General features: G+C 74.5%; 14 protein-coding genes. 7 read left to right on the forward strand and 7 right to left on the reverse strand.

What is annotated here, in order from left to right:
* Positions 1 to 201 precede the first annotated feature (201 nt).
* Positions 202 to 978 (forward strand): alpha/beta fold hydrolase, encoded by a 777-nt coding sequence (locus tag ACF068_RS09335; protein WP_392273565.1) that lies wholly within the window; start codon positions 202 to 204, stop codon positions 976 to 978.
* Positions 975 to 2,228 carry a cytochrome P450 gene (locus ACF068_RS09340; protein ID WP_392273566.1) on the forward strand — a complete coding sequence of 418 codons (1,254 nt, stop codon included), beginning with the start codon at positions 975 to 977 and terminating at the stop codon, positions 2,226 to 2,228. The genes ACF068_RS09335 and ACF068_RS09340 overlap by 4 nt, the downstream gene beginning before the upstream one ends.
* Here ACF068_RS09340 and ACF068_RS09345 read toward each other — a convergent pair.
* The 5 genes from ACF068_RS09345 to ACF068_RS09365 all read right to left on the reverse strand — a co-directional run bounded on the left by ACF068_RS09345 (position 2,202) and on the right by ACF068_RS09365 (position 6,769).
* On the reverse strand, positions 2,202 to 2,981 hold the full coding sequence (locus tag ACF068_RS09345) for a class E sortase (protein WP_392273567.1): 780 nt from the start codon (positions 2,979 to 2,981) through the stop codon (positions 2,202 to 2,204). The genes ACF068_RS09340 and ACF068_RS09345 overlap by 27 nt on opposite strands.
* 147 nt (positions 2,982 to 3,128) lie before the next feature.
* The gene (locus tag ACF068_RS09350) at positions 3,129 to 3,389 is read right to left on the reverse strand and encodes a WhiB family transcriptional regulator (protein WP_392273568.1); all 261 of its coding nucleotides are present in this window, start codon (positions 3,387 to 3,389) and stop codon (positions 3,129 to 3,131) included.
* A gap of 84 nt (positions 3,390 to 3,473) precedes the next feature.
* On the reverse strand, positions 3,474 to 4,646 hold the full coding sequence (locus ACF068_RS09355; RefSeq protein ID WP_392273569.1) for an anhydro-N-acetylmuramic acid kinase: 1,173 nt from the start codon (positions 4,644 to 4,646) through the stop codon (positions 3,474 to 3,476).
* A 16-nt stretch (positions 4,647 to 4,662) separates the two neighbouring features.
* Positions 4,663 to 6,012: an MFS transporter gene (locus ACF068_RS09360; protein ID WP_392273570.1), complete on the reverse strand. Its 1,350-nt coding sequence runs from the start codon at positions 6,010 to 6,012 to the stop codon at positions 4,663 to 4,665.
* 25 nt (positions 6,013 to 6,037) lie between these two features.
* On the reverse strand, positions 6,038 to 6,769 hold the full coding sequence (locus ACF068_RS09365) for a TetR/AcrR family transcriptional regulator (protein ID WP_392273571.1): 732 nt from the start codon (positions 6,767 to 6,769) through the stop codon (positions 6,038 to 6,040).
* A gap of 205 nt (positions 6,770 to 6,974) precedes the next feature.
* Here ACF068_RS09365 and ACF068_RS09370 point away from each other — a divergent pair, with 205 nt between their 5' ends.
* Positions 6,975 to 11,555 carry an aminotransferase class I/II-fold pyridoxal phosphate-dependent enzyme gene (locus tag ACF068_RS09370; RefSeq protein WP_392273572.1) on the forward strand — a complete coding sequence of 1,527 codons (4,581 nt, stop codon included), beginning with the start codon at positions 6,975 to 6,977 and terminating at the stop codon, positions 11,553 to 11,555.
* Positions 11,552 to 12,376 (forward strand): class I SAM-dependent methyltransferase, encoded by an 825-nt coding sequence (locus ACF068_RS09375; RefSeq protein WP_392273573.1) that lies wholly within the window; start codon positions 11,552 to 11,554, stop codon positions 12,374 to 12,376. Before ACF068_RS09370 ends, ACF068_RS09375 begins: the two co-directional genes overlap by 4 nt.
* A gap of 51 nt (positions 12,377 to 12,427) precedes the next feature.
* Here ACF068_RS09375 and ACF068_RS09380 read toward each other — a convergent pair whose 3' ends face one another.
* Entirely contained in the window at positions 12,428 to 13,528 is a 1,101-nt protein-coding gene (locus ACF068_RS09380; protein WP_392273574.1) for a glycosyltransferase, read from the reverse strand.
* Positions 13,529 to 14,483: 955 nt separating this feature from the next.
* Here ACF068_RS09380 and ACF068_RS09385 point away from each other — a divergent pair.
* The gene (locus ACF068_RS09385; protein WP_392273575.1) at positions 14,484 to 16,391 is read left to right on the forward strand and encodes a glycoside hydrolase family 15 protein; all 1,908 of its coding nucleotides are present in this window, start codon (positions 14,484 to 14,486) and stop codon (positions 16,389 to 16,391) included.
* Between the two features lie 12 nt (positions 16,392 to 16,403).
* On the opposite strand, the gene ACF068_RS09390 is transcribed toward ACF068_RS09385, so the two are convergent.
* A complete protein-coding gene (locus ACF068_RS09390) occupies positions 16,404 to 18,020 on the reverse strand; it encodes a hypothetical protein (RefSeq protein WP_392273576.1) in 1,617 nt (538 codons plus the stop codon).
* A 288-nt stretch (positions 18,021 to 18,308) separates the two neighbouring features.
* Between ACF068_RS09390 and ACF068_RS09395 the strand changes: the two genes are divergently transcribed.
* Together ACF068_RS09395 and ACF068_RS09400 are read left to right on the forward strand one after the other, a co-directional pair.
* Positions 18,309 to 18,497 (forward strand): hypothetical protein, encoded by a 189-nt coding sequence (locus ACF068_RS09395; RefSeq protein WP_392273577.1) that lies wholly within the window; start codon positions 18,309 to 18,311, stop codon positions 18,495 to 18,497.
* A 184-nt stretch (positions 18,498 to 18,681) separates the two neighbouring features.
* The gene (locus tag ACF068_RS09400) at positions 18,682 to 18,870 is read left to right on the forward strand and encodes a hypothetical protein (protein ID WP_392273578.1); all 189 of its coding nucleotides are present in this window, start codon (positions 18,682 to 18,684) and stop codon (positions 18,868 to 18,870) included.
* The last annotated feature ends 10 nt before the right edge of the window (positions 18,871 to 18,880 follow it).

Raw genomic sequence — 18,880 nt, forward strand, 5'->3', positions numbered from 1 at the left:
CGGAGACCGGAGGGGACCGCCCTCCACCGCCTGGCCCGGCGACCGGAGGGAACCTCCCGCCACCGCCCGGCCCGGCGACCGGAGGGGACCTCCCGCCACCGCCCGGCCCGGCGACCGGGTAACCCTTTCGCGGTCTTGTGGGGCGGCCCGGACCGGGACAAGGTGAACCCGTCCCGCCGTCCCCTCCCGATCGGAGCGACCGTGGCCCCCTTCCCGCTGCCCCACCACCTGACCGGTGACGGACCCCATCGCGTCCTCGCCGTCCACGGCTGGCTCGCCGACCGCACCGCCTACGCCCCCGTCCTGCCCGACCTCGACCGGACGGCCTTCACCTACGCGCTGGTCGACCTGCGCGGCTACGGGGAGGCCAAGGACGCCCCCGGCGCGTACACCACCCGGGAGGCGGCCGAGGACCTGCTGGCCCTCGCGGACCGGCTCGGCTGGGACCGGTTCTCGGTCGTCGGCCACTCCATGGGCGGCAGTGTCGCCCAGCGCGTCCTGGCCGCCGCGCCCGGCCGCGTCCGCCGGCTGGTCGGTATCTCCCCGGTCCCCGCCGGGGGACTGCTGATGCCGCCCGAGCAGTGGGACCTGTTCGCCGGCGCCGCCGACGCCCCCGCCAACCGCCGCGCCATCATCGACGCCACCACCGGCGGCAACCGCCCCGACGCCTGGCTCGACCGGATGGTGGCCCGCTCCCTGGACCGCAGCGACGCCAAGGCGTTCCGGGCCTGGCTCGACTCCTGGGCCCGCGAGGACTTCCACACCGAGGTGGCCGGGAACGACGTCCCCGCCCTCGCCGTCGTCGGCTCGCTCGACCCGGCGCTCGGCGCCGAGCTGATGCGCCGCACCTGGCTGCGCTGTTACCCCAAGGGCCGGGTCACCGAGCTGCCCCGCGCCGGCCACTACGCCATGGACGAGACGCCCCTCGAACTCGTCCGGGTCGTCGAGGACTTCCTCCGCGCGGACGGCCCCGCGTGACCGTCCCGCCCCGGGCGGTGCCCGACGTGTTCGACCCCCGGCTGTACGCGCGCGGCATCCCGCACGACGCCTACCGGGAGCTGCGCGACCACCATCCGGTGGCCCGGCAGGACGAGTACGAGGTGCTCGGCTGGCCCGCCGGGCCCGGCTTCTGGGCGGTGACCCGGCACCGCGACGTCGTACACATCCTCAAGGACACCCGCCGCTACTCCTCCTGGCTGGGCGCCACGCAGATCCGCGACCCCGACCCGGCCGACCTGCCCTTCATCCGGCGCATGATGCTCAACCAGGACCCGCCCGGCCACGGCAGGCTGCGCCGTCCGGTGAGCCGCGCCTTCACCCCCGGGCGGGTCGCCCGCTTCGAGGACGACGTCCGCCGCCGGGCCCGCGCGCTGCTCACCGCCGCGCACGCCACCGCGCGGGACGGCGACGGCACCGTCGACGCCGTGCGCGCCGTCACCGACGAGTACGCCCTGCTCAACCTCACCGACCTGCTCGGCGTGCCGCGCGGCGACCGGGGCCTGCTGCTCGGCTGGACCGAGCGCGTGATCGCCTACCAGGACCCCGACGAGCCACCGGTGCTCGGCCCCGACGGCACACCCGTCAACCCGCGCTCACCCGCCATGCTGGAGGAGATGTTCGGCTACGCCCGGGACCTCGCGGCCCACAAGCGCGCCCGTCCCGGGGACGACGTCCTCACCTCGCTCGCCCACGCCGACCTGTCCGACGGCGAACTGGAGATGTCCTTCTTCCTGCTCACCGTCGCCGGGAACGACACGGTCCGCAGCGCCGCCCCCGGCGGGCTGCTCACGCTCGCCGCCCACCCGGACGCCCAGCACGGGCTGCGCGCGGGGGAGTTCTCCATCGGCACCGCCGTCGAGGAACTGCTGCGGGTCCACCCGCCCGTCCTGCACATCCGCCGCACGGCGGCCGAGGACCACGTCCTGCGCGGCCGACGGGTGCGCCGGGGGGACAAGGTCGTGGTCTTCCACGCCTCCGCCAACCACGACGAGCGGGTCTTCCCGCAGCCGCACCGGCTGGACCTGGCCCGTTCGCCGAACCCGCACGTGTCGTTCGGGGACGGGCCGCATGTGTGCCTGGGCGCCCACTTCGCCCGGCTCCAGCTACGGGTGTTCCACGAGGAGGTGCTGCGGGTCCTGCCGCCGTACGAACCGGGCCCGCCGCCGCGGCGGCTGGTCTCCCACTTCATCAACGGCCTGAAGTCACTGCCCCTTCGCCTTCTCGGCTGACACCAGCACGCCCACCTTGTCGATGCGGTGCTCCGGGTTGCCCTTGGCGTCCCGCCAGAAGTTCCCGTCGGCGTTGTCCTCGGGCGTCGCGCAGGTGGAGAGGGTGATCATCGCCTTGACCGGCCGCTCGCCGGGCCGGCCGGGCACGGCGGCGCGCTGCTCGGCGAGGGAGCGCTCCGAGCGGAACGACGTCTTCCGGGTCCCGGTGATCCGGTACTCGTACACGGTGCCGCCCGAGGTGACGAACACCGACGCGCCCACCCGGAGCTCCGGCAGGTCCCGCAGCGGACCACCGGCGGACAGCCGGTGCGCGGTGACCAGGTAGTTCCCGACCTCGCCGGGCCCCACGCCGCCGTGCGGGCCGTACGGGCCGGCGGCCACGCCCCGGTTCTGGATCCGGGTCCCGGGCCAGTCGTCGGTCGTCCCCTTGTACGGCACGACCCGCAGGTTCTCGACGCCGATCGCCGGAACGGCCAGCACGGCGGCCTCGGAGCGGGCCGGGTCGTCGGGGGACGGCTCGGGGGAGGGCGCGACGGGCGGTGCCGCCGGGGGCGTCCCGGGCGCCGGCCCGCCGACGGGCGCCACCGGGGTCGAGGCCGTCGCCGCCGCCGTCACCGGAGCCGTCGCCGAGGCGGAGCCGGGGGCCGGGCCGGCCGGCCGCTCGGCCGCTCCGCTGCCCGTGGCGGCACAGCCGACGAGCGCGACGACGAGGGCGCCGGTGAGCGCGGCGGAAGCGGTACGGGCGCTGTGCATGGGGCTCCGGATCGATAGCCGGGACAGGGCGGGCCACACCAACGTAAACCGGACACGTGTTCCCTGAACAGCCCCGTCGGCGAATCGTGGGCACGCCGTGACCCCGCCCTCACTCCGTGCCACCGGCCCAGCACGGGCGGTCCGGGCTCAGCCCGTGCCGCGCGGGGTGCGGCGGGCGGCCCGGCGGCGCTTGATCGCCCGCCGCTCGTCCTCGGTCGTGGCGCCCCAGACACCCGCCTCCTGCCCGGACTCCAGCGCCCACTCCAGGCACGGTTCCCGCACCGGGCAGCGGCGGCACACCGTCTTGGCGTCCTCCGCCTGGAGGACCGCCGGACCGGTGTTCCCGATCGGGAAGAAGAGGTCGGGGTCCTCGTCGCGGCACACCGCCTGCTGGCGCCAGTCACTCATGAAACTCTCCCAATCCGTCGAACGGTTCGTCCCATGCGGGTCGCCGCGAGGAGGGGAGTCGAAACAGATCATCACAGAACGGACTCATTCGCCGCACAGTCGCAGCCTCTTGGGCGCGGTGGCGGCCGGCTCCGGCAGGCGCAGCCCGTCCCTCCCCGGCGTCAGTGAACCGAGGAGGCTCGCGTGCCGGGCGCCGGTGCACGAGGGCACCGTCCCCGGCAGCCCACGGACCGTCAGGAACCCCAGGACCGCGAAGGCGTACGCCTCCTTGGCGGCCGACGGCAGCCCCAGCTCGTCCGACCCGCGCAGCGGCACGCCGCCGAGTTCCCCGCCCAGCATGCCCATCAGCACCGGGTTGCGGGTGCCGCCGCCGGACGCGACGACCTCCGTCGCCCCCACCGAGCGCACCGCGTCCGCCACCGTCCGGGCGGTGAGCCGGGTGAGCGTCGCGACCACGTCCTCGGCGGGCAGCCGCTCGAACCCCGCCAGGGCCGCCCGCAGGTACGGCAGGTGGAACCGTTCCTTGCCGGTCGTCCGGGGCGGCGGCTGCGCGTAGTACGGGTCCTCCAGCAGCCGCCGCAGCAGCGCCCGGTCGACCCGGCCGCGGGCGGCGAGGGCGCCGTCCTCGTCGTACCCGAGCGCACCGCCGGTGAAGTGGCGCACGGCCGCGTCGACCAGGGCGTTGGCGGGCCCGGTGTCGAACGCGACCGGGGACCCGGCCCCGGCGGCCACCGTGATGTTGGCGATGCCGCCCAGGTTGAGGGCCACCGGCACGCCGGGCCGGTCGCGCAGCCACAGCACGTCCACGACGCTCACCAGCGGCGCGCCCTGCCCGCCGGCGGCGACGTCACGGGCCCGGAGGTCCGACACGACGGGACGGCCCGTCGCCTCCGCGATCCAGGCCGGCCGGCCGAGCTGGAGGGTGCCGTGCACCGTCCCGTCCGCCACCCAGTGGTACACGGTCTGTCCGTGGGAGACGACGAGGTCGGCGCGCCCGTCGCACAGCTCCTCGTCGGCCCGTACGGCGAGCGTCGCGAAGGCCCGCCCGATCAGGGTGTCGAGCCGGCACACGTCCTCCATGGTGGTGGCGGCCGGGGGCAGCGCCGCGGCCAGCGCGTCCCGCACCCCGGCGGGGTACGGGGCGCTCACCATGCCCAGCGGCGTCAGCAGCAGGGTGTCGTCCTCCAGCGACAGGTCGGCGGCGGCCGCGTCGACGGCGTCGTACGACGTGCCCGACATCATCCCGATGACCCGCATCCCGCTCCGTCCCCGGTCAGCCGCGCAGCGCGCGGCGGTGGTCGTCGCCCCGCAGCGTGGCCAGGGCGAGGGCGCTGACGGCGCACGAGGCGGCCACGTAGTACGCGGGCACGTCGGCATCGCCGGTCCTCCTGACCGCCTCGGTCACGATCAGGCCCGCGCAGCCGGAGAACACCGCGTTGGACAGGGCGTACGCCAGCCCCAGCCCGGTGTACCGGACGCGGGTGGGGAACATCTCCGCCAGCATCGCCGGCCCGGGCCCCGCCATCAGACCGACCACCATCCCGGCCCCGCACACGGCGAGGCCCTTGACGGCCGGCGGCACGCCCGGGTCCTGCAACAGGTCCAGCAGCGGGAACGCCGCCACGGCGGCCACCACCGCGCCCGACACCATCACCGGGCGCCGCCCCACCCGGTCGCTCAGCGCGCCCGCCGGGAGGATCACGGCGGCGAAGCCCGCGTTGGCCAGGACCGCGGCGGTCAGCGCCTGCCGGAACGAGGCGTCCAGCACGTTCTGGAGGTACGACGGCATGACGACGAGGAAGGTGTAGCCGGCCGCCGACCAGCCCATCAGTCGCCCGGCGCCCAGCGCGACGGCCCGCACCGCCTCCCCCGCGGACGCCCGGGGCGCGGGCGCGGCGGCGGCCGGGGCGTCGTGCCGGTGCCGGAACGGCGGCGTCTCCTCCAGCCGCAGCCGCAGCCACAGGGCGGCCAGCCCCATCGGCAGCGTCAGCAGGAACGGCACGCGCCAGCCCCACGCGGCGAGCTGCGCCCCGGTGAGCACCGTGCCCAGCAGGGCCGCCACCCCGGCGCCGCCGAGCAGGCCGAGCGCCACCGTGAACGACTGCCAGGCCCCGTACAGACCGCGCCGGCCCGGCGGGGCGAACTCCGTCATCAGTGCCACGGCGCCCCCGAACTCGCCGCCCGCCGACAGGCCCTGGACGACCCGCAGCAGCGTCAGCAGCCACGGCGCCGCCGCGCCGATCGTGGCGTACGAGGGCAGCACGCCGATCAGGGTGGTCGCGGCCGTCATCAGCAGCACCGCCAGGATCAGCGTGGGGCGCCGGCCCACGCGGTCACCCAGGCGGCCGAACAGGGCGGCGCCCAGCGGCCGGAAGAAGAAGGCCAGCGCGAACGACGCGTACGTCCGCACCAGCGCCTCCGCCGCGCTCCCGCCCTCGGGGGTGAAGAACGTGGCGGCGACTAGGGTGGCGAACCAGCCGTAGACGCCGAACTCGTACCACTCGATGAAGTTGCCCACCGAGCCCGCCACCAGCGCCCTGCGGGAGCGCGGCGGCCCGGGGCGTCCGGTGCTCCCGGCGGGGCCCTCGGCCTCCTCTGCGGGGCCGTGCACGGAGGTCGTCATGCGGTGCCCTTCCGGAGGCGTCGACTCACGTCATCGGTTCCCTCCCGGGGGCGTCGAGGAAACGGTCCAGCAGGGCGTCGAGGCCGGCGGCGAGCACCTCCTCGCCCGCCCGTTCGGCCAGCGCGGGCGCGGTGGCGCGCAGATGGGGAAGTTCCCGTACGGGCATGAGGTGCAGGCCCATCCGGATGGCCGGTTCCGGCTCGTCGGGGTCGTCCACCACGGCGGTCAGCTCCACCAGCACGAACCCGAAGGCCCACGCCGTCACCGCCCGGTAGGCCAGCTCCGTGCGGTGGTCGTCGGCCCCCGCCCGGACCAGCAGGGCCAGGACGTGCTCCTGCACCCGCAGCACCGCCCGCGGCCGGCGGGCCAGCGGCACGGCGAGCATCCGGGTGGCGAACAGCGGAACCACGTGCGGGTGGCGCAGCGACAACCGGTGGACCTCCCGCACCGTGCGGTGCAGCTCCTCGCGCCACTCCCCGCCGTTCATACCGGTCCGCTCGCCGGCCGCGGGAACCCCCAGGGCGTCCATGAGCTCCCGGAAGACCGCTTCCACCAGCCCGTCCAGCAGCGCGTCCTTGCCCGGCGCGTACCGGTAGAGGGCCATCGCCTCCACCCCCAGCTCCGCCGCGAGCCGCCGCATGCTCAGGCTCGACAGGCCCTCCCGGTCGACCAGCCGGAGCGCCGTGGCCAGCACCAGGTCCCGGGTCAGCCGGCCGCGCCGGCGTCCCGTCCTTCCGGAGCCTGCCTCTGTGGGCATCCCTTGACCCTCTTCATAAATCGGAGGAAGGTGTACATATACGCTGTAAATATATATCTTTTCGGGCGTCATCGATATCCCCCGGCAGGTCACCGTGGAGCCGATCACACGTCTCGGGAACTGGCTTCGGCCGAACACCGGAGGGGGGCCGCACAACGGGCCCGGACCGGTCAGCGGCAGGCCGCCCGTCTCCGCCCATCGCGTCATGGCGCTGTACGTCCTCTTCGTGATCCCCTTCACCGTCGTCTACCTGACGGTCCCCGACCGGCACACCAGCATGTGGGCCGTGATCGGGACGGCGGGGGTCGTCGCGATCCTCATCGGCGTCCGCCTCCACCGCCCGGCGCGACGCTGGCCCTGGCTGATGCTCGCCGCCGCCAACCTGACCTTCACGGCCGGGGACACCACGTACAACATCCTCGAATCGGCCTTCGGCCAGACCAACCCGTTCCCGTCCCTCGCGGACGTCTTCTATCTGCTGGCCTACCCGCTGTTCGCCGCCGGGTTCTTCGGCTTCATCCGCTACCGCACCGCGTCCCGGGACATCGCCAGCCTGCTGGACGCGCTCATCCTCACCTCGGGACTCGCCCTGCTCTCCTGGGTGCACCTCATCAACCCGCTCACCATGGCCGGCGGCGAGACCTGGGTGCACCAGACGGTCGCCATCGCCTACCCGCTCGGTGACGTGCTGATCCTGGCCATGCTGGTCCGGCTGCTCACCCTCGGCGGCACCCGCGAGCGGTCCGTCCAGCTCCTCGCCCTCGGCACGTGCGGCATCCTCACCTCGGACGTCCTGTACGGGCTGATGCAACTCCAGGGGACCTGGCGGGTCGGCACCTACATGGATTTGGGCTGGGTGGTGTTCTTCACCGCCTGGGGGCTGGCCGCCCTGCACCCGTCCATGGTGCGGCTCACCGAGCACGTCCCCCAGCCCGGCCCGGGCCTCGCCAAGCGCCGCCTCGCCGTCCTCGCCGTCGCCTCGCTCATCGCCCCCGTCATGCTGCTGGTCGAGGCGCTGCTGGGCCACGTGCGGGACGCCGCCGTCATCGCCGTGTTCTCCGCCCTGATGTTCCTGCTGGTCATGGCCCGGTTGTGGGAGCTCGTCTCGGAGCACCGCAGGGCGGTCACGCGCGAGCGCAGCCTCCGCGTGGCCGCCGCGTCACTGGTCGGCGCGGTGACCCCCCGGGACGTCGCCCGCTGCGTCGAGGCGGCCGCCACCACGCTGTTCGGCGCGGGGGACCCGCGCGAGGCCGTGCTGCTCGCCGTGGACGCCCGGCGGCGGCTGCGGCCCGTCACCACGGCGGGCGGGCCCTGGACCCGGAACATAGACATCCCGGCCGACGCCCTCGGCAGGGTCGGCGTCCCCGCCCCGCCGGCCCCCGGCACGTCCGCCGGTACGGCCCCGAGCGGCACCCCGCCGGGCACCACGCCCGCGCCGCCCGCCGGCCCGGCCGCCACGCCCCCGCCGCCCGCCGGCACCGGCGGTCCGGCGCCCGCCCCCGCCGCGCCCGCCCCCGCGACGGCCGGCCGCCGCGCCGAGGGGACGCGGCTGGTGGACGTCGCCGCCCTGGGGCCCGAGGCGGCCGCCGCCCTGGCGCCGTCGACCCACGTCGTCCTCAGCCCCCTGACGCTCGACACGCCCCAGACGGTCACCCCACTGATCGGCGCACTCCTGGTCGCCGGGCCGCGCCGCCGGCTGGAGCAGATCGGCACCTCCGTGCAGTCCCTGGCCTCACAGGCCGCCCTGGCGCTCGAACGCGTCGGCCTGAGCGAGGAGATCAACCGGCGCCGCAGCGAGGCCTACTTCCGCACCCTCGTGCACAACGCCTCCGACGTGATCCTGATCGTCGACGACGACGACACCGTCCGCTACGCCAGCCCCTCCGCCCAGGGCATGTTCGGCGGCGCCCTCCTCAGCGCCACCCCCCTCGCCCGGCTCGTCGACGCACAGGACCGCGCCCGGGCCGCCCGCACGCTCGGCCGGGTCCGCTCCGGGGACGCCCGGGACGTCCACGACGACTGGCGCGTGCTGCGCTCCGACGACCAGCGGGTGGACGTGGAGGTCCGGTGCAGCAACCTGCGCCACGAGCAGACCGTCCACGGCATCGTGCTCACCCTCCGCGACGTCACCGAACAGCGGGAGCTGGAGCGCGAGCTCACCCACCGCGCCTTCCACGACGCGCTGACCGGCCTGCCCAACCGGGTCCTGCTGCTGGAACGCCTCGAACGGGCCCTGCTGCGCGGCCGCCGGGTCGCCACCCTCACCTGCGTGCTCTTCATCGACCTCGACGACTTCAAGGTCGTCAACGACATGATGGGCCACTCGGTCGGCGACGAACTCCTCGTCGCCGTCGCCCGGCGGCTGACCGCCGCGCTGCGGCGCACCGACACCGCCGCCCGGCTCGGCGGTGACGAGTTCGCCGTCCTCATGGAGGGCGTCAGGGAACCCCAGGACGCCGAACGGCTCGCCGCGCAGATCGTCGAGGCCCTCGACGCGCCGTTCCGGCTCACCACCGGCTCGACCAGCGTCTCGGCGTGCATCGGCGTCGCCACGGCCCGGGACAGCGGCGAGGCGGAGGAACTCCTCGGCCACGCCGACCTCGCTTTGTACGCCGCGAAGACCGCCGGCAAGGGCCAGTGGCAGCGCTACCGGCCCGACCTGCACTCCGGCATGGTCGAGCGGCACGAACTCCAGGCCGGCCTGGACAACGCCATCAGCCGAGAGGCGTTCACCGTCCACTACCAGCCGATCGTCGAGATCGACGGCGGCGCCGTCGCGGGCCTCGAGGCACTGATCCGCTGGCCGCGCTCACGGGGGCTGGTGCCGCCGGACCAGTTCATCACGCTCGCCGAGGAGACCGGGCACATCATGCCCCTCGGCGCGTGGGTGCTCGAACGTGCCGCCCGCGACGTCGCCCGCTGGCAGAAGGCCCACCCCCGCACCCCGCCCCTCTGCCTCAACGTCAACGTCTCCGCCCGGCAGTTCATCGACCCCGGGTTCGTCGAGGACGTACGGCGCGTCCTCGACACCTCCGGGCTGGCGCGCGGCTCCCTCGTCCTGGAGATCACCGAGACCGTCCTGATGCGGCGTGACGAGCAGATCCGCACCGCCATGCGGACCCTCAAGCGGCTGGGCGTCTCCATCGCCATCGACGACTTCGGCACCGGGTTCTCCTCCCTCAGCTACCTGCGGGAGTTCCCCATCGACATGCTCAAGGTCGACAAGTCGTTCATCGACGACATCGTCACCGACGGCCAGCAGGTCGCCCTCGTCGAGGGCATCGTCCGCATCGCCGACGTCCTCGGCCTCCAGGTCATCGCGGAGGGCATCGAGAACGCCGGCCAGCGCGACCTGCTCAGCGCCATGGGCTGCCGCTTCGGCCAGGGCTACCTCTTCGCCCACCCGGTGACCGCCGGCGAGGCCGAACGCCTGCTGGACGCGTCGGGCGGCCACCGGCCGGCCTCCCTCGTCGGCCGCCGCCCCGAAATCCGGACCATCGCCCACCCGGCCGCCCGCGGCGAACCGAGCGTCGGCGACCTGGCCCGCCTCCAGAAGACCAGTCGCATGTGCGACGCCGTCATCGACGAGGTCCACGGCCGCCGCATCCGCATCGGCGACCGCTGGCTGGCCGACTTCGCCTCCTGCAACTACCTCGGGTTCGACTTCGACCCCGAGATCATGGACGCCATCGCCCCCCACGTACGCCGCTGGGGCACCCATCCGAGCTGGTCCCGGCTCATCGGCAACCCCCGCCTCTACACCGAGATCGAGGAACGGCTCGCCGGCCTGCTCGGCGCGCCGGACACCCTGCTGCTGCCGACCATCACCCTCATCCACTCCTCCGTCATCCCCGTCCTCGCGGGAGGCGGGCAGGTGTGCGTGGAGGCCCGCGCCCACCGCACCGTGTACGACGGCTGCCTCGTCGCCCGCGGACAGGGTGCCTCGGTACGGCGCTTCCACGGCGACCGCCCCGACGAGCTGGAGCAACTGCTCGCCTCCGCCCCGCCCGGCGCCACCCGGCTGGTCTGCATCGACGGCGTCAACAGCATGACCGGCAACCTCCCCGACCTGGAACTGCTGGCGCGCATGTGCCGCGCCCACGACGCCCTGCTGTACATCGACGACGCCCACGGCTTCGGCGTCATCGGCGAACGCGGCCCCGGCGAGACCTCGCCGTACGGAGCGAAGGGCAACAGCATCGTCCGCCACCTGGCCGAGTCGTACGACGGCATCATCCTGGTCGCCGGCTTCTCCAAGGCGTACTCCTCCCTCCTCGCCTTCCTGACCGCGCCCCCCGACCTCAAGGCCCATTTGAAGATCGCCGCCGGGCCCTACCTGTACTCCGGGCCCTCTCCGACGGCGTCGCTCGCGACCGTCCTCGCCGGACTCGACGTCAACGAGCGCCGCGGCGACGCCATCCGCGCCGGCCTCCACCGCAAGACGCGGCGCGTGCTGGACCACGTGCGCGGCCTCGGCATCGCCACCCCCAACACCGACGACCTGCCCATCATCGAGATCCCCCTCGCCGATAGCTGGGACCTGGACGCCGTGGGCGACTACCTGTGGGAACACGGCATCTACGTCACCCTCGCCGGCTACCCGCTGGTGCCGCGCAAACAGGTCGGCTTCCGGGTCCAGGTCACCGCCCTCAACACCGACGAGGAGATCGAGCAGCTCAACGACGCGCTCACCGGGCTGGCCGACCGCTTCCCGCTCCAGCAGAGACTGCCGGAGGCGGACGCCGAGCCCGGACCCCTGCCCGGGCCCGACGGTTGGGCGCCATGACCCGCCCGGGCCGGTACGCCGGCCGCGACGACGACCGCGACGACGCCGGCCGCCGCGACGGCGGCCCACCGCCCCCCGGCCGCGACCACCGGCACAACGCCGACGCGGACTGGGACCAGTGGCCCGTCGCCGCCTACCTGGCCGAGAACTACCGCCGGATGCACGCCTCCGACGCCACCGTCATCCGCCACCACGCCGGCTTCTACCGGCAGTTCCCCGCCGACGGCATCGGCCGGTCGCTGGAGTTCGGCGCAGGTCCCAACCTGTACCCGCTGATGGTCGGCGCGGCGGTCGCCCGCCGGATCGACGCCCTCGAACCCAGCGCCGCCAACGTCGCCTACCTCACCGGACAGCTCGCCCACCCCGACGAGAACTGGGACGCCTTCTACGCCCTGTGCCGCACCCTGGACCCCCGGCTGCCCGCGAGCCTCCCCGACGCACTGTCCCGGGTCGGCGTCCTGCACGCCGACGCCACCGCCGTCCCACCGGGCGCCTACGACCTGGCCTCGATGAACTTCGTCGCCGAGAGCGTCACCGAGGACGCCGACGAGTTCGCCGCCCTGTGCGGCACGTTCATCCACGCGGTACGGCCCGGGGGCCACCTCGTCGCGGCCTTCATGGAGAACATGCCCAGCTACCACATCGGCGCCGGCCTGAGCTGGCCCGCCTTCCCCGTCGACACGACGGCGGTACGGCACGTCTTCGCCCCGTACACCGAACGGCTCCGGATCACCCGCGTGGAGAAGGACCCCACCCTGCCGGACTACGGGGACACCGGAATGGTGCTGCTCCGGGCGGTCCGCACCCCGGTGGACGGGTGACCCCGGCCGGCGACTCCCGGTCCGGACCGGGAGCCTCGGCCCGGGGGACCCTCAGCCGGCCGGCCACCGGCCCAGCAACTCCCGGTACAGCAGCGTGTACTGCGCGGCACAGCGCTCCGGCCCGAAGCGTTCCTCCACCGTCGTCCGCCCCTGCTCGGAGAGCACCTGCCACCAGTGCGGCCGGTCCAGCAACTGGCGCAGCAGATGGCCGGTGCGGCGGGCGTCGCCGGCCGGCGCCCGCAGCACCGTGTCACCGAGCACCGCGAACTGCGGATGGTCGGCGAGGATCACCGGACGGCCGGTGCTCAGCGCCTCCAGGACCGTCAGCGGCAGCTCCGACCGGGCGCCCAGCACCCGCGGGACGAACAGCAACACGTCGGCCGACGCCATCAGTCCGGGCATGTCGGGGACCTGTCCGAGCACCTCGATCTCCCGCAGCCCCTCCCGCTCGGCCAGGGCCGACAGGGACGGCTCCGCCGACCGGGCACGGTGACCGGGGCGGGGGCGCAGCGCGAGCGTCAGGCGGAACCGCGACCCGGCCCGGGCGGCCACCCCGGCCGCCATGACGGCCTCCTCGGCCCCGCCGTGCGGGTGGCAGCCGACGACCAGCACCCGGGGGGTGGGCCCGGACGGGCGGGGCGTGAACGGCCAGCGGTCCAGCCGTATCGCCGGCGGAACGACCCGCACGGGGCCGAACCCGGCGGCGCCGAGCTCCCTCGCGGTCGCCGCGGACAGCGCCACCGTGCGGCCGATCGGACGCGACCGGCGCAGCAGCCGCGCGTCCTGGACGCCCGGAACGGTGTGCAGCACCGGCCTGCCCCGCAGCAGCGGCGGCCACAGCCGGGAGAGCAGCGGAAAGCCGTCGTCGACCGCCAGCACCGCGTGGACGAGGTCGGCACGGCGGGCCAGTACGGCTCCGGCGGCGATCGTCAGGGGCTGTTGGAGGCCGTCCAGCGCCGGGAACGGCACCGCCCGGCCGCGGTCGACGGCCCGCGGGCCGCCCCGGTGCGGCCACCGGGTGAACCAGGTGAAGTCCACGTCCGTCACGGCGTGGGCGACGGCCGCCGCGAGCTGGATGTCCGGCCCCTCGCCGCCCTCGAGGGGCCCGCGGGCGAGCAGCAGGACGCGCGGGCGGCGCGCTCCGGGCGTCATGGCCGGCGCGCACTCGAACGGCCCGCCCGCGAGCGGGGAACGGCGTGAACGGCATATACCGGGGCGTACGCGACGGCGTTCCCGGGCCGGCGGGGCGAGCACCGGCCCGGGAACGACCGCGGCGCGATGCCGGGGACCACCGCCGCGCGGGCGTCGCGCGGCACCGGCGCGCACCCGGACGGCGGCCCGGTGGCCTCCGGCATCGCTTCCCCGGGAGTGGTGGCCACGGGGCGGGGCGTCCGCATACGCCCGCTGTCCCGCGACCACCCGACATGGATCGTGGTCACGTGGTCCTGTGCCGCGCCGAGGGCGAGCGGGACCACGCACACGCGAAGGAGGGCGCGCACGCCCGGGGCGTGCGCGCCGATGACGCACCCGACGGTGCGCAGCGCCCCCGTGACGAACGCGCCGTCACGGGGCGGGAAGTGGGACCGTGCGGCGGGGAGGGCAACCGCCCGGTGCGTCCCGGGGACCGGGTGCGGGGGATCCGCCGGGGCTGGATCGCCCTCGGAATCGTCGTGACGCCGGCATGCCGTCGTCCGCGAGGCGACGGCACGGCCACGACGGCGGCGCGGGGCGGAACAGGGCCGGCGTACCCGCACGTGCCGCGCGGTCGCGGCGAGGGCCAGGCGGTCGGAGGTCCGGCGTGCCGGGTGAGGGCGGGGCCGGGCGCCGGAGGCCGGTCCGGCGGCGGGCCAGTCCGTCACCCGCCGCAGCGGATGCGGGGCCGAGAGCGCCGGAGCACGGCTTGCCTGGATCGAGGACACGGGGGACCTCTTCCTGCGACCGCATGCCCTGGAACGGGCATGCTTGTTCTCTATCCGTAGCACATGCCCCAGGGGCGGTCAATGGGACGTGCACGATTATGGAAGGCTCCGGAAAGGCATTCCGCCCGGGCGACGGCGGAAACGGCGCCGAATGCTTCACCTCGGGCGGCGGGACTAGAATTTGAGTCATGGTCGGGCGAATAGAGGACTACGCTCTCATCGGAGACCTGGAAACAGCGGCCCTCGTCGGGAAGGACGGGGCGATCGACTGGCTGTGCGTGCCCCGTTTCGATTCACCCGCCTGTTTCGCCGCACTCCTCGGCGGTGAGGACCACGGCCGCTGGCGCATCGCGCCCGCCGGCGCGGACACCTGCGCCCGGCGTTCCTACGTGGCCGACACGCTGGTGCTCGAATCGGTCTGGGAGACCGTCGGCGGAACCGTGCGGGTCACCGACTTCATGCCGCCCCGGAGCGGGCTTCCCCAGGTCGTGCGGCTGGTCGAGGGCGTGTCGGGGCGGGTCGACATGACGTCGGACGTACGGCTCCGCTTCGACAACGGGCGGATCGTGCCCTGGACCCGGACGGTCGACGGACGGACGGTCGCCGCGGTCGCCGGACCGGACTCCACGCTCCTCCAGGCCGATGCCGACGTCCACATGGAGGTCGCCAAGTCCGGTACGTCGTGCGCGTTCTCCGTATCGGCGGGGGAGCGGATCGCCTTCGTACTCCGCTGGAGCCCCTCGCATATTCCCCCGGCCCTCGGAGTGGCCGCGGTCCCGGCACTCGCCGACACCCTGGAATTCTGGCGCAATTGGGCGTCGAAATGCTTGTACCAGGGACCGTACCGCGATGTCGTCGTCCGTTCCCTGGTCACCCTCAAAGCGCTCACCTACGCACCCACCGGCGGGATCGTCGCGGCCGTCACCTCCTCCCTGCCGGAATGCCTGGGAGGGGAGCGCAATTGGGACTACCGGTTCTGCTGGCTCCGGGATTCCACCTTCACGCTGTCGTGCCTGCTGCGCTCCGGGTACCGCGAGGAGGCCGTCGCCTGGAAGGACTGGCTGGTGCGGGCCGTGGCCGGCGAGCCGTCCGACCTCCAGCCCCTCTACGGGGTGGGGGGACAGCGCCGGCTCGTCGAGACCGTCGCCCCCTGGCTGCCCGGGTACGAGGGATCCCAGCCCGTGCGGTTCGGCAACGCCGCGGTCGGGCAGCTCCAGCTCGACGTGTACGGCGAGGTCCTCAACACCGTCTACTCGGCGCTGCGGGCCGGTGTCACGATCGACGTCCAGGTGTGGCGCCTGATCGCCTCGTTCATGGAGTACCTCGAGGAGCACTGGCGGGAGCCGGACGCCGGACTGTGGGAAGTGCGCGGTCCCCGGCGGCACTTCGTCCACTCCAAGGTCATGTCGTGGGTCGCCGCCGACCGTGCCCTGCGCATGGCCAGGGTCGCGGGTCTGCGCGGCTCGGCGGAACGCTGGCGCGCGATGCGGCAGGAGATCCGCAAGGACGTCCTCCAGCACGGCTGGGACGACGAACTCGGCTGCTTCGTGCAGTACTACGGCTCCCGGCGGATCGACGCCGCCGCCCTGCTGATGCCCCGGCTGGGCTTCCTGCCCCCGGGCGACCGGCGGCTGCGCGGCACGCTGGACGCGGCCCGGCGGCTCGACCACCACGGCTTCCTGCGCCGGTACGCCGACGCGGGGGGCGACCGGGTGCACGAGGTCGACGGACTGTACGGCAGCGAGGGCACGTTCCTGGCCTGCTCGCTGTGGTTCGCCGACTCGCTCGCCCTGACCGGGCGGCGGGACGAGGGCCGGGAGGTGTTCGAGCGCGTGCTGGACGTACGCAACGACGTCGGTCTGCTCTCCGAGGAGTGGGATCCCGTGACCGGCCGCCAACTGGGCAACCTGCCCCAGGCGTTCAGCCACGTGGCCCTGGTCAACACGGCGTTCGCCCTGCACGGCACGCGCGCGGGGAGCCGCGACGGCAACGGCCGGCACGGCCACCACGGCGGGCGGCCCGACGGCGACCTCGCGGGCCGGCACGGCGACGGGAGCCGCGTGGAGAGCGGCTCCCGTGTGCGGGCGGCCCGCTGAGGGCATCGCCCGTCATACGCCGTCGGCCGCGTCGGGCTGTCTCTGCCGGCGCAGCAGCGCCGAACCGGCCAGGAGGGCGGTGAGCATCGCGCACGTCACCGCGGCGGCGCCCGACAAGGCCCATGTGCGTCCCAGACTGCTCTCCAGCAGGGCGAACCCGCTGCTTCCCGCGATCCCGTGCAGGGCCACCACACCGACGGACGTCGCGGCGGCGAAGCCCCACACCCGCGGGGAGTCCCGCACGATCAGCCACTCGCCGAGCACCAGGCAGACCACGGTGACGACGAGCGCCAGGGCGTCGGCGTACCCGCCGGACCGCAGCCCGCCGAAGTCCGTGGGCAGGTGGATCACCCCGCAGGCGAACAGGGCCGCGGCCGCCGGCCAGCGCAGCCCCGACCGGGGCGAGGGCTCGGCCGGACCGCCGGCCGGTTCGGGCACGAGGACCTTCGTCTCCTGCGCCGCCGCCGGCGCGCCCGTGACGGACCGGGGTGGCCGCACATGGGGGTTCTCGGGCACCACCGGGCCGGAGACGGCCGGTGCTGTTCCCGTGATCACCGGCGGGTCCTGGCCGTCACCGGTGCCGAGGATGCTCACGAGCTGGACGACGTCCTCGATGGGCCTGCCGACCGCCGCCGCACGCAACGTCGTGTCGTTGTCGTCGAGCGTGTGGCCGGCCTCGTTGAGCATCGCGACCAACTGCCGGACCTCTTCCAGCGGGCGGGCCACCGCGGCCGCGCGCAGCGCCTCGTCCGCCGGGCTGTCGACGGCCTTGGTGTTCTTGAGCTGGGTCACCAGCGCGGCGACCTCCTCCAGCGGGCGGTAGGTGGCCGCCGTCCAGATGAGAGTCCGTATGCGCTCGTCGCCGTCCTCGTCGTCCGTCCCCGCCCCCGACGTCTCGCCGAGGACGGCGTCGACGAGAGCAGTGTCGACCGCCGAGGGGTCCGCGTCGGCGCGCGGGACGTCGGGGGCGGCGTCCACCGCGTCCCCGGTCACCGGGTCGGTGGACGGGCCCTCCGGGGACGCCGTCACGTCGCCGGCTGCCGCGTCCGTGCGGGCCGCGTCCGGGCGCGCCGTGTCCGGGCGCGCCGCGTCGGCCGGTGCTCCGTCCAGCGTCGGTACGGCCGCGACGGCCGGTGCGGGCGTCCCGCCGGCGGGCGCGGTGCCGGTGGCGGCGGCGTCCCCGGCCGTCTCGGCGTGCGGGCGCCGGTCGGGCGCCTCGCGGTAGGGGGGCTCCCGGTGGACGGCCGCGCCCGGCGTGGTGCCGGTGGCCTCGTGGTCGTCGGGGGCCCGGTCCGCCGTGGCCGGCACGCCGTACGCGGGGGTGGCCTCGGGCGTCGCGCGCGAGTACGTGCCGTTCGCGTACGCGCCGTTGGTGTACGTGCCGTTGGCGTACGTCGTCGCCGCCGGGGGCGCGGCCGGGGCCGGGGGCGGCGCGGCGGCGGCCAGGCGCAGGGCCTCGGCGTGCGCGGCGTCGACGTGCACGGTGCCGAACGGCGGCGCCTCGGTGTGCGTCGCGTCGACGGGCACGCCGGCCGGGTCGGGCCGGTCGGGCGGGTCGGGCGGGTGGGGCGGCCCCGCCCTGTCAGGGGCCGCCCCGGTGGGGCGAGTTGTGGGGTCGTCGGTGGTCATGGCGTGGCTCCGTTCGCCGGACTCCGGTGAGGCACACACCGTGTCGGTCGTCGTGCGCCGACTGGGGCGCGCGGTTTGCACCATCTAATGGGCAATCCAGCGAATTGCGCCATCCGGGAAGCGCAGACGGGGTACGCCGGGCGCCCCGCCGTGCGTCCGGACCGCCGCTCCGTTCCCGACGCGCGCCCTATACCTCAAAGTTGAATTTTTGCCATTTGCGCCGCTTGCCCAACTGCGGTCCACTAGAAGTGGAAGCAAACATTCCTTTCCGCATGAAGGGATGGCGACATGTCGTCGACCGAGCGCGAGCTCCAGGGCCGTACCAAGGTCCTGGACAGCGATATCGAGAAGGCCCTCAACCCGGGTGAGGCCGAAGGCTTCTACCGGGACACCCGTGAATGCGGGATCCTCGCCCTTCAGGCCGGGGCGGGACAGGTGCTGCTGGCGCCACCGACGCCGCGGCCGAAGAAGGGCTGACCGACAACCGGCCACGACCCCCGTCCCTACCAGGGCGGGGGTCGTACCCGTACGGGTACGCCGTCCCCCCGGCGCTTTTGAATCTTCTACGAAACAGGGCGCTTTCGCCGTTTGCGTCCTCTGTGCGGCTGGGGTCCACTGGAAGTGGAAGCAGAGATTCCTTTCCGCATGAAGGGATGGTGGCATGACGTCGACCGAGTACGAACTCCGGGACCGGACCAAGGTTGCGGACACCGACATCGAAGCGGCCCTCAACCCGGGTGAAGTCCAGGGCTTCTACCGCGACACTCGCGAGTGTGCCGCGCTCGCCCTGCAAGCCGGCGCCGGACAGGTGCTGTTGGCGCCGCCGGCACCGCGCCCGAAGAAGGGGTGAAGGTACGACT

The sequence above is a fragment of the Streptomyces sp. NPDC016309 genome, from assembly GCF_043077235.1.
In the GTDB taxonomy this organism is placed as follows: domain Bacteria; phylum Actinomycetota; class Actinomycetes; order Streptomycetales; family Streptomycetaceae; genus Streptomyces.

What these genes read in the sequence shown, in the direction of transcription:
- ACF068_RS09345 (WP_392273567.1), bottom strand. Translation starts at nt 2,981, where the DNA reads ATGCACAGCGCCCGTACCGCTTCCGCCGCGCTCACCGGCGCCCTCGTC.
- ACF068_RS09350 (WP_392273568.1), bottom strand. Translation starts at nt 3,389, where the DNA reads ATGAGTGACTGGCGCCAGCAGGCGGTGTGCCGCGACGAGGACCCCGAC.
- ACF068_RS09355 (WP_392273569.1), bottom strand. Translation starts at nt 4,646, where the DNA reads ATGCGGGTCATCGGGATGATGTCGGGCACGTCGTACGACGCCGTCGAC.
- ACF068_RS09360 (WP_392273570.1), bottom strand. Translation starts at nt 6,012, where the DNA reads ATGACGACCTCCGTGCACGGCCCCGCAGAGGAGGCCGAGGGCCCCGCC.
- ACF068_RS09365 (WP_392273571.1), bottom strand. Translation starts at nt 6,769, where the DNA reads ATGCCCACAGAGGCAGGCTCCGGAAGGACGGGACGCCGGCGCGGCCGG.
- ACF068_RS09370 (WP_392273572.1), top strand. Translation starts at nt 6,975, where the DNA reads ATGGCGCTGTACGTCCTCTTCGTGATCCCCTTCACCGTCGTCTACCTG.
- ACF068_RS09375 (WP_392273573.1), top strand. Translation starts at nt 11,552, where the DNA reads ATGACCCGCCCGGGCCGGTACGCCGGCCGCGACGACGACCGCGACGAC.
- ACF068_RS09380 (WP_392273574.1), bottom strand. Translation starts at nt 13,528, where the DNA reads ATGACGCCCGGAGCGCGCCGCCCGCGCGTCCTGCTGCTCGCCCGCGGG.
- ACF068_RS09385 (WP_392273575.1), top strand. Translation starts at nt 14,484, where the DNA reads ATGGTCGGGCGAATAGAGGACTACGCTCTCATCGGAGACCTGGAAACA.
- ACF068_RS09390 (WP_392273576.1), bottom strand. Translation starts at nt 18,020, where the DNA reads ATGACCACCGACGACCCCACAACTCGCCCCACCGGGGCGGCCCCTGAC.
- ACF068_RS09395 (WP_392273577.1), top strand. Translation starts at nt 18,309, where the DNA reads ATGTCGTCGACCGAGCGCGAGCTCCAGGGCCGTACCAAGGTCCTGGAC.
- ACF068_RS09400 (WP_392273578.1), top strand. Translation starts at nt 18,682, where the DNA reads ATGACGTCGACCGAGTACGAACTCCGGGACCGGACCAAGGTTGCGGAC.